The sequence below is a fragment of the Mesorhizobium sp. M3A.F.Ca.ET.175.01.1.1 genome (assembly GCF_004791945.1).
In the GTDB taxonomy this organism is placed as follows: Bacteria; Pseudomonadota; Alphaproteobacteria; order Rhizobiales; family Rhizobiaceae; genus Mesorhizobium.
The window spans coordinates 23,402-35,939 of the sequence record NZ_SRTP01000017.1; the positions used below are offsets into that span (position 1 = coordinate 23,402).

Annotated in this window: 10 protein-coding genes and 2 pseudogenes; 10 read left to right on the plus strand and 2 right to left on the minus strand. The window is 63.9% G+C overall.

Annotated elements, in window-relative coordinates; genetic code table 11:
- The first annotated feature begins 64 nt into the window (after positions 1 to 64).
- The 4 genes from urtB (at position 65) to urtE (ending at position 4,416) form a co-directional block, all read left to right on the plus strand.
- A complete protein-coding gene (urtB, locus tag EN818_RS27325) occupies positions 65 to 1,681 on the plus strand; it encodes an urea ABC transporter permease subunit UrtB (RefSeq protein WP_135905993.1) in 1,617 nt (538 codons plus the stop codon).
- Positions 1,678 to 2,907, plus strand: a complete 1,230-nt coding sequence (gene urtC, locus EN818_RS27330) for an urea ABC transporter permease subunit UrtC (RefSeq protein WP_189523852.1) — start codon at positions 1,678 to 1,680, stop codon at positions 2,905 to 2,907. Before urtB ends, urtC begins: the two co-directional genes overlap by 4 nt.
- Complete coding sequence (gene urtD / locus EN818_RS27335; protein WP_135905994.1) at positions 2,904 to 3,650, plus strand: urea ABC transporter ATP-binding protein UrtD; 747 nt, start codon at positions 2,904 to 2,906, stop codon at positions 3,648 to 3,650. The genes urtC and urtD overlap by 4 nt, the downstream gene beginning before the upstream one ends.
- A 70-nt stretch (positions 3,651 to 3,720) precedes the next feature.
- The gene (urtE, locus tag EN818_RS27340; protein WP_135905995.1) at positions 3,721 to 4,416 is read left to right on the plus strand and encodes an urea ABC transporter ATP-binding subunit UrtE; all 696 of its coding nucleotides are present in this window, start codon (positions 3,721 to 3,723) and stop codon (positions 4,414 to 4,416) included.
- Between the two features lie 57 nt (positions 4,417 to 4,473).
- Here the strand turns inward: urtE and EN818_RS27345 are convergent, their stop codons facing one another.
- On the minus strand, positions 4,474 to 5,499 hold the full coding sequence (locus tag EN818_RS27345; RefSeq protein WP_135905996.1) for a LacI family DNA-binding transcriptional regulator: 1,026 nt from the start codon (positions 5,497 to 5,499) through the stop codon (positions 4,474 to 4,476).
- Positions 5,500 to 5,694: 195 nt separating this feature from the next.
- Here EN818_RS27345 and EN818_RS27350 point away from each other — a divergent pair, with 195 nt between their 5' ends.
- The 6 genes and pseudogenes from EN818_RS27350 to EN818_RS27375 all read left to right on the plus strand — a co-directional run bounded on the left by EN818_RS27350 (position 5,695) and on the right by EN818_RS27375 (position 11,057).
- Positions 5,695 to 6,726, plus strand: coding sequence for a Gfo/Idh/MocA family oxidoreductase (locus EN818_RS27350; protein WP_135905997.1), 1,032 nt, complete (start codon positions 5,695 to 5,697; stop codon positions 6,724 to 6,726).
- Between the two features lie 2 nt (positions 6,727 to 6,728).
- Positions 6,729 to 7,634, plus strand: coding sequence for a sugar phosphate isomerase/epimerase (locus tag EN818_RS27355; RefSeq protein WP_189523853.1), 906 nt, complete (start codon positions 6,729 to 6,731; stop codon positions 7,632 to 7,634).
- Between the two features lie 83 nt (positions 7,635 to 7,717).
- On the plus strand, positions 7,718 to 8,725 hold the full coding sequence (locus tag EN818_RS27360) for a substrate-binding domain-containing protein (RefSeq protein WP_135905998.1): 1,008 nt from the start codon (positions 7,718 to 7,720) through the stop codon (positions 8,723 to 8,725).
- A gap of 86 nt (positions 8,726 to 8,811) precedes the next feature.
- Positions 8,812 to 9,600, plus strand: coding sequence for an ATP-binding cassette domain-containing protein (locus tag EN818_RS27365; RefSeq protein WP_129553327.1), 789 nt, complete (start codon positions 8,812 to 8,814; stop codon positions 9,598 to 9,600).
- Positions 9,600 to 10,646 carry an ABC transporter permease gene (locus EN818_RS27370; protein ID WP_129553326.1) on the plus strand — a complete coding sequence of 349 codons (1,047 nt, stop codon included), beginning with the start codon at positions 9,600 to 9,602 and terminating at the stop codon, positions 10,644 to 10,646. Before EN818_RS27365 ends, EN818_RS27370 begins: the two co-directional genes overlap by 1 nt.
- Before the next feature lie 152 nt (positions 10,647 to 10,798).
- Positions 10,799 to 11,057: pseudogene (locus tag EN818_RS27375) on the plus strand (DUF982 domain-containing protein).
- A gap of 365 nt (positions 11,058 to 11,422) precedes the next feature.
- On the opposite strand, the pseudogene EN818_RS27380 reads toward EN818_RS27375, so the two are convergent.
- Positions 11,423 to 12,392, minus strand: a pseudogene (locus EN818_RS27380) (IS3 family transposase).
- Between the last annotated feature and the right edge of the window lie 146 nt (positions 12,393 to 12,538).

Here is a 12,538-nt window from a genome sequence, read left to right on the forward strand (position 1 = left end):
CCCGGGCGGGGCCTTCGCGTCCCGCCCGGGCAGAAACTCAAATCTTTGAGATTCGCTGAAGCTGATGATCCTATTGCGCGCAATTGGCTTGACGCTGCTGCTGACGATGGCAGGCCTGCTGCAGTCGAAGGCAGCCGAGGCCGATCTTCGCGCGACCATCGCCAAATTCGCGACGGCAACCAATTTCTCGGCCACGGAAGCGATCGTGCGCGAGCTCGCGGCCAGCGGCGACCCCGCCGTCGAAAAGCCGCTATCGGCGCTCGCTGACGGCAACCTCTATATCCGCAAGGCCGATTCCCAGGTCTTCATCGGCAAGGACGCGGCGAGCGGCGTCGAACTGCTCGATCCGCTGAGCGGCGACAAGTCCGCCGATGCCGCCAAGGCCGATCTCACCAAGATCAAGGTCAATAACGGTCTTCGCCGCGCCATTCGTGACGCGTCGGGCGCGCTGACGCTGCGCGCCAAGGATGCGAGCGTGCGCCTCGCCGCCGCCACGACCATGTTCAAGACGCCTGACGCCGCGAATATCGAGCCGCTCGATGCCGCGATCGCCGCCGAAACCGCCCCTGCCGTCAAGGCGCTGTTCGAGCAGGCGCGCGCGGCGTCGGTTCTGGCTTCCGACAAGCCGGAAGCCGACAAGCTCGCTGCCATCGCGCTCATCGCGGCGCGTGGCAACCGCGATGCGCTTTCGCTGCTGACCTCCGTGGAGACCAGCGCGCAAGGCGCGGTCAAGGACGCGGCGACCGCCGCGATCGGCCATATCAATTCGACGCTGGCGCTGTGGGATGCCGGCCAGAACATCTGGTACGGCATATCGCTCGGATCGGTGCTGCTGCTGGCCGCCATCGGTCTCGCCATCACCTTCGGCGTCATGGGCGTCATCAACATGGCGCATGGCGAAATGGTGATGCTCGGCGCCTACACCACTTTCGTCGTCCAGCAGCTGATCCGCACCTCATTTCCGGGCCTCTTCGACTGGTCGCTGGTGATTGCGCTGCCGCTCGCTTTCCTGGTGTCGGGGCTGGTCGGCCTTGCCATCGAGCGCGGGGTCATCCGCTTCCTCTACGGCCGGCCGCTGGAGACGCTTCTGGCTACTTGGGGCATCTCGCTGATCCTGCAGCAGGCGGTGCGCACCATCTTCGGCCCGACCAACCAGGAGGTCGGCAATCCGTCCTGGATGTCGGGGGCGTTCAACATCGGCCAGTTGGCCGTCACCTGGAACCGGCTGTGGATCCTGGTGTTCGCGCTCCTGGTGTTCGGCGTTCTGCTCTATGTCATGAAGCGAACACCCTGGGGCCTGCAGATGCGCGCCGTCACCGCCAATCGCCGCATGGCCGCATCCATGGGCATCAGGACGCCCTGGGTCGACGCGCTGACCTTCGCGCTCGGCTCCGGCGTCGCCGGGATCGCCGGTGTGGCGCTCAGCCAGATCGACAACGTCTCGCCAAATCTCGGCCGCGGCTACATTATCGACAGTTTCATGGTCGTGGTGTTCGGCGGCGTCGGCAATCTCTGGGGCACGCTGGTCGGCGCCTTCTCGCTCGGCATCGTCAACAAGTTCCTCGAGCCCTATGCCGGCGCGGTGCTCGGCAAGATCGTCGTGCTGGTACTGATCATCCTGTTCATCCAGAAGCGCCCGCGCGGCCTGTTCGCGCTGAAGGGCAGGGCGGTGGAAGCATGATCACGCAGCGCTTCCTCGGCGCCGACCGGCGCGTCGCGATCACGATAGTCATCCTGCTGGCCGCGGCCATCATCGTGCCGCTGCTCAACCTCGCGGTCTCGCCGGCAAGCGCCATTTACGTCCCGCCCTATATCGTGGCGCTGGTCGGCAAGTATCTCTGCTACGCGCTGCTGGCGCTGGCGCTCGACCTCGTCTGGGGTTATTGCGGCATCCTCTCGCTCGGCCACGGCGCCTTCTTCGCGCTGGGCGGCTATGCGATGGGCATGTATCTGATGCGCCAGATCGGTTCACGCGGCGGCTACGGCAATCCCATCCTGCCCGACTTCATGGTGTTCCTGAACTACAACGAACTGCCCTGGTTCTGGCATGGCTTCGACCATTTCTGGTTCGCGGTGCTGATGGTGCTGGCGGTGCCCGGCTTGCTCGCCTTCGTGTTCGGCTGGTTCGCCTTCCGCAGCCGCGTCACCGGCGTCTATCTCTCGATCATCACCCAGGCTGTGACCTATGCGCTGCTGCTTGCCTTCTTCCGCAACGACATGGGCTTTGGCGGCAATAACGGCCTGACCGACTTCAAGGATATTCTGGGCTTCAACGTGCAGGCCGACGCGACGCGCTCGGCGCTGTTTTCGGCAAGCGCCGTCACGCTCGCGCTCGCCGTCTTCGTCACCGCGGCGATCGTGCACTCCAAATACGGCAAGCTGCTGATGGCGGTGCGCGACGCGGAGAGCCGCACCCGCTTCCTCGGCTGGCGGGCCGAGAAAGTAAAGCTCTTCGCCTTCACCGTCTCGGCCGTCATGGCCGGCATTGCCGGGGCGCTCTACGTGCCGCAGGTCGGCATCATCAATCCCGGCGAGTTCGAGCCAGCCAATTCGATCGAGGTGGTGATCTGGACCGCCGTCGGCGGGCGCGGCACCATCGTCGGCCCGATCATCGGCGCGCTGCTGGTCAATGCGGGCAAATCCTGGTTCACCGGCATGCTGCCGGAATTCTGGCTGTTCGCGCTTGGCGGGCTGTTCGTCGCCATTACACTGTTCCTGCCCAAGGGCGTTGTCGGCATGTGGGACGGCTGGCGCGGCAAGGCCAGGGCGCGAGCGGCCTCGCTCGCCGCGGAAGCCGGCACCGATCCGCAGGAAGCGCAGCCGACAATCGTGCGCTCGGCGGCGACGACTCCAGGCGCCTGGTCGCCCCCGGCCCCGAACCGCAGCCGGCGGAGTGAGCGACCATGAGCAAGTCGAACACCATCCTCTATCTCGACGGCGTCTCGGTCTCCTTCGATGGCTTTCGCGCCATCAACAATCTGTCGCTGGTGCTCGACAAGGGCGAGATGCGCGCCATCATCGGGCCTAACGGCGCCGGCAAGACGACGATGATGGACATCGTCACCGGCAAGACGCGGCCGGATGAGGGCGAGGTGTTTTTCGACGGTCAGGTCGACCTCACCCGATATGACGAGGCGGAGATCGCCATGATGGGCATCGGCCGCAAGTTCCAGAAGCCGACCGTCTTCGAGAGCCACAGCGTCGAGGACAATCTGATGCTGGCGCTGAAGGGGCCGCGCTCGATCTTCCCGGCCCTGTTCCATCGCCGCTCGGCCGCCGAGGCGCGGCGCATCGACGATATCCTCGGCATCATCCGCCTCGGCGACAAGCGCGAGGAGCTCGCCGCCACTCTCAGCCATGGCCAGAAGCAGTGGCTGGAGATCGGCATGCTGTTGGCGCAGGACCCGAAGCTTTTGCTCGTAGACGAGCCGGTCGCCGGCATGACCGATGCCGAGACCGAGGAGACCGCGCGCCTGCTCAAGGACATCGCCCGCGACCATTCTGTGATCGTTGTCGAGCACGACATGCATTTCGTGCGCGAGCTCGGCGTCAAGGTCACCTGCCTGCACGAAGGCTCGGTGCTGTCGGAAGGCACGCTTGATTTCGTTTCGGCCGACGAGCGCGTCGTCGAAGTCTATCTGGGGCGCTGAGCATGATCTGGCGGATCTCCTTTCATCGTTTCGACCTTTCCTTCCTTCGGCGCTGGAGAAGGGGCTGAGCATGCTCGAAGTCTCCAACGCCACGCTGCATTACGGCGCTGCCCAGGCGCTGCGCGGTGTTTCGCTGAAAGCCGGCGCGGGCAAGATCACCTGCGTGCTCGGCCGCAACGGCGTCGGCAAGACCAGTTTGATGAGATCCATCGTCGGCCATCACAGGCTGACGAGCGGAAGCGTTGCCTTCGAGGGGAAGGCGCTCGACCGGAGCGCGGCGTATGACCGAGCCCGGTCGGGCATCGCATTCGTGCCGCAGGGCAGGGAGATCTTTCCCCTGCTCACGGTGCGCGAAAATCTGGAATCGGGCTTCGCGCCGCTGAAGCCGGGCGACCGCAACATCCCGTCGCATGTCTTCGAGCTGTTCCCAGTCCTGAACCAGATGCTGTCGCGCCGCGGCGGCGACCTTTCCGGCGGACAGCAGCAGCAACTCGCCATCGGCCGCGGGTTGGTGATGCGGCCGAAGCTCCTGGTGCTCGACGAGCCGACCGAGGGCATCCAGCCTTCGATCATCAAGGATATCGGCCGCGCCATACGCTATCTGCGCGACCAGGCCGGGATCGCGGTGCTGCTGGTCGAGCAGTACCTGGATTTCTGCCGGGACCTTGCCGACGACGTCAACATCATGGACCGTGGCCAGATAGTGCATACCGGCCCCGCCGAGGATCTGGACAGGCGCGCTGTACGCAAGCTCCTTACTGTCTAGTGATCATCCTTTGACGCGCAGGCGACAGCCGCAAGTGGCGGACCCTACTAAGCCAGCTTAATCGCTCTCTCGCGCGATCAACTCCAGCGGCCAGACCTCGCGGATGACGCGCGCGCCGTCTGGGCCGGCGAAGGTGGGGAGTGCTGCGAGTAGCATTTCGGCGAGCCGCCTTCCCATGGGCTCCAGCGACGGACGGAAGGCGGTTAGCGCCGGGGAGAAGTAGCGGCAAAGCGGCGTGTCGACGATGACGATCACCGCGACGTCGTGGCCCGGCCTGATGCCCATCTCGGCCAGCGCCTTGCAGCCGCCAAGCGCCATCGCGTCATTGTTGAAGATGATTGCGGTCGGCCTTTCCTTGGGGAGCATCACGCGCGGCGTGACCTCGTAGCCACCGGCCTCGTTGATGAAACCGTCGGCGATAAGGTCGGGGTCGATTTCGATGCCGTGCCTCTTCAGCGCCTTACGGTAGCCGTCGAGGAACAGGTAGCCGAAGTTGAGATCAAGCGAAGGGCGGATGGCGGCAATGCGGCGGTGGCCGCGCGCGACCAGCCGGTCGACTGCTTCGTCACCCGCCCTCTCGAAATCGATATCGAGCGAAGGATAGCTGTCGCCCCCGGATTGACTCCGGCCAAGCGTGGCGAATGGAAAGCCGGCCTTGCTGAGATAGTCGATCCGATCGTCTTTCCGCCGTGTGTTAGCCAACACGACCGCATCGGCCCGGCGAGTTTCAACCACGCGGCGCAGCCTCTCCGGTTGGTATTGGCCGGGCTCACCCATGACGACCATCAGATCGAGCCCGCTTTCGGCAAGCCGCGCCTGCAGGCCGGTCAGGAAAGGGATGAAGAAAGGCTCGCCATATTGCTGGTCGCCCGGATGCGGCTGCAGCATGAACGCGATCGACCGGGTAGCGCCTTGCCTCAGACTACGGCCGGACTGGTTCGGCGAATAGTTCAACTCTCTCGCCGCTTCCAGCACGCGCTGGCGCGTATCGGCATTGACGTCGGCGCGGCCGTTCAGCGCCCGCGACACGGTGCCGATCGAAATCTTCAGATGACGCGCAAGGTCATGAATGCTGGACGCCAAGAGCCACTCTCCCTTGCCTTGGCTAGCACCGGCTGTCGCTCAGGCCAAGGCTTCGGGACGATTTTCGCGAACAGCCGGTTGACATTCTACGCCATCGGGTGTGTTCTCGTAAACGTTTACGGAGAAACGTTTACGGTGATGCCGTCGGTGCCGTGACACTCGGCCGGGAGGGGCCGAGCGGAGGAGGAGCGCTGGATAATGAAGGTCGTCCTGGTCGGGTGCGGAGCCATGAGCAGGCAGTGGCTCGATGCCGCAAGGCGGATCGAGGGGCTTGCCATTGCCGGCCTTGTCGATCTCGATGCGGAGCGGGCCAAGGCGAGGGCGCGCGAATTCGATCTCGCAAACGCCGTCATCGGCACCAGTCTCGACGCAGTTCTCGATGAGGCGAAGCCCGACGCCGTGTTCGATGTCGTGGTTCCGGCGGCCCGCCGCCAAGTCGCGCTTTCGGCCTTTGCCCATCATTGCCACCTGCTCACCGAAAAGCCGCTGGCCGACAGCCCGGAGAATGCGCGGGCCATCATCGCGGCGGCGCGCCAGGCCGGCCGCGTCCACGCCGTAGTGCAGAACCGGCGCTATGTCGCCAATGTCAGGCGGATCAGGCGGTTCCTGGACTCCGGCGCCATCGGCAAGCCGACCAGCATCCATGCCGACTTCTTCATCGCGCCGCATTTCGGCGGATTTCGCGAGAAGATGCGCCACGTGCTGCTGCTTGACATGGCGATCCATACTTTCGACGCCGCGCGCTACATGGTCGCCGGCGAGCCGGCAAGCGTCTATTGCCAGGAGTGGGAGCCGGCCAGTTCCTGGTACCGGCAGGGATCGTCGGCGAGCGCAGTCTTCGATCTCGGCGGCGGCAAGGTCTTCACCTATGCCGGCTCCTGGTGCGCCGACGGTTTTCGCACGAGTTGGGAAGGCGACTGGCGCATCGTCGCCCAGCGCGGCAGCCTCCTGTGGGATGGCCATGACCGGCTGACGGCGGAGGTGGTTGCCTCCGGCCGCGACGGTATCATCGACAAGACGCAAGCCATCGAGGTGCCACCGCTCGATCCCGCCGACCGGGTCGACGGCCATCTCGGCATCATCCAGGATTTCATGCGCGCCATCGAAACCGGCACCGAGCCGGAGACCCGCGGCGCAGACAACATCAAAAGCCTCGCCATGGTATTCGGCGCGATCGAAAGCGCGGAAACCGGACGGCGCGTAGCGATCGAGATCCAGGAAGGATGACGATGCCAAACCCGCTTCTCGACATCAGGATCGGCACGATGGTGCGGGCCAATCTCGACGATCCGGCGGCCTATATCAGAGAGATAGTGCCGCTTGGCTTCGAGAGCATCCAGCCCTTCTTCTGGCAGACGCTGGGCGGCAAGGACCTGCCCAGGCTGGCCGGCCAGATAAAGGAGGCGATCGGCGATGCCGACGTGGCCGTGTCGTCGATTGGGGTGTTCGGCAATCCACTCGAAAGCGGCGAGGTCGATCAGGGCGTGCTCCGCGCCTGGGAAGCCGTCATCGATAACGCGCATCTGTTCGGCACTTCGATGGTCTGCGGTTTCACCGGCCGCATCCGCGGCAAGGAGCTGACCGACAGCCTGCCGCGCTTCCGCGAGGTCTGGGGACCACTGGCCAGGCGCGCCGCCGACAAGGGCGTGCGCATCGCCTTCGAGAACTGCGCCATGGACGGCAACTGGGCGAGCGGCGACTGGAACATCGCCCACAACCCGGACGCCTGGGAGCTGATGTTCAACGAATTGCCCAATGACAATCTCGGGCTCGAATGGGAGCCCTGCCACCAGCTCGTATACCTGATCGACCCGATCCCGCAGATCCGCAAATGGGCGCCGCGCATCTTCCACGTCCATGGCAAGGACGCCACCGTGCGTTGGGACGTAATCCGCGAGCATGGCGTGTTCGGTCGCCTGCCTTTCGTGCAGATGCGCACGCCGGGCTTCGGCGACAGCGACTGGACGAGGGTGATCAGCGAATTGCGGCTGGCCGGCTACAAGGGCGCCATCGACATCGAGGGCTGGCACGACCCGGTCTATCGCGGCGACCTGGAGATCACCGGGCAGGCGCGCGCGCTCGACTATCTGAAGCAATGCCGGGGAGGCAATAGCTACCTGCCCAATCCGGTTTGAGTGCCGGCCGGCGGGAGGAGCCGGCCGATCCGAGCAACTGTTGAAAACCCTTGATCGCGAGGGACCAAAAGGGAGGAACGTGCATGAGCATCACGACCAGAAGAACCGTTCTACGCTCGACCGTCGTGGCGGCCGCCACGGCGCTCTGCGCCTCGATTTCCACCTTGCCGGCAAAGGCGCTCGACGCGCAATGGTGCAAGGACGTCCACATCCGCTTCTTCGTCGGCGGCGCCGAGGGCGACGCCTTCGGCACCATCGTCTATAATGGCGCCAAGCAGGCAGCGGCCGATCTCGGGCCGAAGGTCGACTACATCTTTTCCGGTTGGGACGTCGAAAAGATGGTGCAGCAGTTGCGTGAAGCGGTCGCCGTCAAGCCCCAGGGCATCGCCATGATGGGCCATCCGGGCGACGCAGCGATCATGCCGCTGGCCGAACAGGCGCATAAGGACGGCATCAAGATGATGTACCAGAACGTTCCGGTGCCGACTGTGGTGGCGGCGTTCGGGGGCGGTTATGTCGGCGCGCAGCAGGAGCAGCAGGGGCGCGCGCTCGGCGCCGAGGCGTTCAAGCTGGCCGGGCTGAAGGCCGGCGACAAGGCGATCATGATCGGTCCGTTCGAGAATGAGAGCCGCGGTGCGCGCGAGCGTGGGACGGTCGCCGCGCTGAAGGAGGCCGGCGTGGATGTCGTTCAGATCAATTCACAAACCGAATGGGCAGCCGATCCCAATCTCGCGATCCCGCCGATCACTGCCGCGCTGCTCAACAACCCCGGCGTCAAGGCGGTCGGTTATCCCGGCGGGCAGATGCTCGGCAATGTCGCCACTTATATGCAGGCGGCGGGGAGGAAGCCTGGCGACATTTTCAATTTCGGCTTCGACACCAGCCCACAGATCGTCGAGGCCTTCAAGGGTGGCTGGGTGCAACTGACGGCCGACCAGCAGCCGTTCATGCAGGGCTACATGCCGATCCTCAGCCTTTGCCAGCAGGTGGTGCTGGGGTTGGCTCCCATGAATGTCGACACCGGCGCCGGCTTCGTCACGCCGCAGAACTACGAGATCGTCTCAGAGCTCGCCAAGCAGGCGCTGCGCTGACCTCCCAGGCAGCCGGCCGGGCTTAACCCGGCCGGCGGGACCGCCGGCGAAGAAGCCGCCGAACAGCCATTGCAAGCGAGGATCGCATGGGCGAACGCATCATCGAACTGCGCGACATCAAGAAATCCTACGGCCAGGTCTATGCGCTGGGCGGTGTCAACCTCAGCGTCGATCGCGGCGAGGTGGTCGGCCTGATCGGCGACAACGGCGCCGGCAAGTCGACGCTGATCAAGATCCTGTCCGGCGTGGTCAGGCCGACCAGCGGAGAGATTCTGGTAGGGGAAAAGCCGGTCACGGGATGGAGCGCGGCGCGCTCGCGCGAGGCCGGCATCGAGACCGTGTTCCAGGACCGGGCTCTGGCCGTGCAGCAGACCATCGTGCGCAACATCTTCATGGGTCGAGAGCTAACCGGCTTCATGGGCTGGCTGAAGGTCAACAAGGAGATCGCGGAGGCGAGCCGGCTGATGCGCGAGATCGGCTTCACCTCGAAAGTGTTCACGCCGCATTCGATCGTCGGCCAGCTCTCGGGCGGCGAGCGCCAGGGCGTAGCGATCGCGCGCGCCATCTACAAGCAGGCGGAACTGATCATCCTCGACGAGCCGACGACGGCGCTGTCGCTGACCGAGACGGCAAAAGTTTTCCATTTCGTGCGCCAGGTGCGGGCGAGCGGCCGCTCGATCCTGTTCATCGGCCACAACATCCACCACGTCTTCGACATCGCCGATCGCTTCGTGGTGCTCGACCGCGGCAAGGTGGCGTTGACGGCCGACCGTAGCGAGGTGAAGTCTGCCGAGGACTTGATCAATTTCATGGAAGACGTGGCGCATCCCGGCGGCCTGCCGGGGCTGCACGAGGGCGCGGAGCAGAGAAGGTGATGAGCAAGGCCATGGAACCCGACCTGCAAACTCCCCTCGGAAGAACAAGCGGCCCGGCTGCCAAGGAGTGGAGTCATCCGTCCAACCACTGGCTGCGCGGCTTCGTCCTCGACAACCGCGCATCATTGGGCACGCTTGCCGTGTTCATCGTCATGATGGCGGTTTTCATCATCGCCAACCCGACCGTCTTCACTACCTGGTATCTCTACAGCTCGGTACTGACGACGCTTCCCGTTGCGCTGTTCGTGGTGGTGCCGCTGGTCTTCGTCGTCACCTGCGACGAGATCGACCTGTCGTTCCCGGCAACGATGGGTTTTGCGTCCTGGGTCTTCGCGCTGGTGGTGCAGGCTGGCTACGATCCGTTCCTCGGCATTGCGGCCGCTCTCGTCACCGGCACGCTGCTCGGCTTCCTGGTCGGGTCGCTGGTGGTCTATGGCGGGCTATCGTCGCTGATCGCCACCCTCGGCATGAACTTCCTGCTGCGCGGCCTGATCCAGATCATCAACGAGGGCAAGTCGACGGCGCTGACCAATCTGGCCGACAGCGCGGCCTACAAGATCCTCTCCAGCCAGATCTGGGGCATTCCGGTGCAGATCTTCTGGGCGATCGCCTTCGTCGTGTTCTCGGCGCTACTCTACAACCGGCACCGCTTCGGCGCCCAGGTAAGGGTGGTCGGCGACAATCCGGACAGCGCCAGGCAGATGGGCATCGACGTCAAGCTGGTGAAGGTGAAAGTGTTTGTCTTCACCGGCATCGGGGCGGCGATCGCCGGCACGTTCTCGGTGATGATCAACTTCACCTGGTGGCCGACGGCCGGTGACGGCTATCTTTTGCCGGTACTGGCGTCGGTATTCGTCGGCGGCACGCCGACCTGGGGTGGCATCGGCACGGTGGTCGGCGGCGCCATCGGCGCGGTCACCGTGTCGTTCATCCAGACCGGCGTGGTAGCTGCGGGCCTGAGCGGCTTTTACGTGCAGTTCTTCAACGGGCTGATCATCATCCTGTCGCTGCTCGGCCATAAGTGGAACCAGGCGCGATATCGGTGAAGCCACACTGGGGACATCGGTCAGATAGGGCTCATCCATTTTCGTAGTAATCAACCATCTTTCTCGTGAGCGGGGGGCGATATTGCGAGGCCCGGGGCCAGATTGAGTCCTGTGCGTCAGAAGCCTGGCGCGGCATTGTCCGTTGCTGATCGATGCAACGGCCCACTCGTGAAATGAATTCCGGGGTGGATGCCTACCAGTTCGTCATGGACTGGTGTGGGAACACCGGAACCTGCGATCCGCGCCTGCAAGGCTGCATTGGCGGGTGAGATCGACGCCGAGACGGCGCGAGGCATTTTCGGTCAGTTCGCCAGGAGGAAGGACATCCTGGTCGAAGACGGAATGATGCCCGTTGCCGGCATCTGCCGGAGACGTTCTCTTTGGGTGACGGTCATGGCCGAACTGCTTTAGGGCTGCTGCGAACGCATGCCCCGCCTGATCGCATTTTTTACGCGAGGGGCCATTGCTTTCAATAACCAGATTGCCTGCCTGACCGTTAGTCCATGGTTTGCTGCGAATTCGGCAGGATTGTAGGCTTGATCCCACTGATGTCCTGACCCTGCGTGGAAACTCCCACTTTGATGCTGGCGGCAATGAAACGTGCGGGGGTCGGGAAGGTTTCGGTTCATCAGACTTACGGACCTTCACGCCGAGGCAGCTAGGCAGCCAGTGACCTGCTCCCCGTTTTGTCGGCGCCTATAAGTTAGCCCTGTTCACGTTGTGAGGTGCTCCCCGTCTTTGGACCGCCCCGGGCGGGAACTTCCGGGGTGTCTGGCTCAGGCAGCGGAAGCCGCCGATGAGCCTTTCATGAGCGATATCGGCGGCTTGTTCCCGCTGGCGCTGTGGGGGCGGACGGTATTGTAGTCCTTACGCCATTCCTCCATTTTCAGGCGGGCGTCGTCAAGCGTCAGGAACCAATGGGCGTTGAGGCATTCGCTGCGGAACTTGCCGTTGAAGGATTCGATGAAGGCGTTATCCGTTGGCTTGCGACCGGCAGGCTCTCTCAAGTGTCGCCACGACATCTTCTCCCCGATAGCTGAATCTTGGGTCGACCGCAGGGGAGAAGCGCGAGACGACGACGGTGAGCACGCGGATCTTGCGGCCGGTCGCCAGTTGGTCGTGAACGAAGTCCATGGCCCAGACCTGGTTGCTGGCGATCCTCCCGCAGCTTTGCCCTCACTCGTCGCCTCGGCGTCTTGTTGCGGATTTGCAGGCCCAACTCCTTGTAGAGGCGATAGATTCGCTTGGCGTTCACGGACCATCCCTCCGGGCGCTGCAATACATGGACGCGCCGGTAGCCGTAGCGCACCCGCGTCGCCGTGATCTCCCTGATCCTAGCTTTCAAGGCCGCCTGGTCGCCGCGCTTCGACCTGTAGTGATAGAGTGAGGTATCGATCCGCAGGCAGGCACAGGCCCGCCTGATCGAGACCTTCCAATCCTTTCGGACATCATCGACAAGACGGCGGCGGCGAACAGGCTTCAGAGCTTTTTTGACAGGACATCCTGCAGCATGGCCTTGTCGAGCGTTAGGTCGGCGACGATCTTCTTCAGCCGATTGTTCTCATCCTCGAGCTGGCGCATGCGCTTGACCTCTGATGGCGTCAGCCCGCCATAATGCTTCTTCCAATTATAGAACGTCGCGTCCGAAATGCCGGCCTTGCGGCACACCTCCGCAACCGGCGTTCCTTCATCCGCCTGGCGCAAAATGAACGCGATCTGCGCCTCCGAAAACCTTGACCTCTTCACGGAACTCTCCTTCTCCCATCATCGGGATCATAATTGGAAAATTCCAGCTCTGAACGGTCCGGAAAACCGGGAGCACGTCACCAGCCTCAGTCCGGCGGGTTGTGTAAACACCAGTTGGCCCATAGGCTGACCTCATTCAGCAGGTA

Excerpts from the sequence above, each read along its gene's own strand:
- EN818_RS27365 (WP_129553327.1), top strand. The coding sequence starts at position 8,812 with ATGGGCGAACGCATCATCGAACTGCGCGACATCAAGAAATCCTACGGC.
- urtB (WP_135905993.1), top strand. The coding sequence starts at position 65 with ATGATCCTATTGCGCGCAATTGGCTTGACGCTGCTGCTGACGATGGCA.
- EN818_RS27370 (WP_129553326.1), top strand. The coding sequence starts at position 9,600 with ATGAGCAAGGCCATGGAACCCGACCTGCAAACTCCCCTCGGAAGAACA.
- EN818_RS27360 (WP_135905998.1), top strand. The coding sequence starts at position 7,718 with ATGAGCATCACGACCAGAAGAACCGTTCTACGCTCGACCGTCGTGGCG.
- EN818_RS27355 (WP_189523853.1), top strand. The coding sequence starts at position 6,729 with ATGCCAAACCCGCTTCTCGACATCAGGATCGGCACGATGGTGCGGGCC.
- urtC (WP_189523852.1), top strand. The coding sequence starts at position 1,678 with ATGATCACGCAGCGCTTCCTCGGCGCCGACCGGCGCGTCGCGATCACG.
- urtD (WP_135905994.1), top strand. The coding sequence starts at position 2,904 with ATGAGCAAGTCGAACACCATCCTCTATCTCGACGGCGTCTCGGTCTCC.
- urtE (WP_135905995.1), top strand. The coding sequence starts at position 3,721 with ATGCTCGAAGTCTCCAACGCCACGCTGCATTACGGCGCTGCCCAGGCG.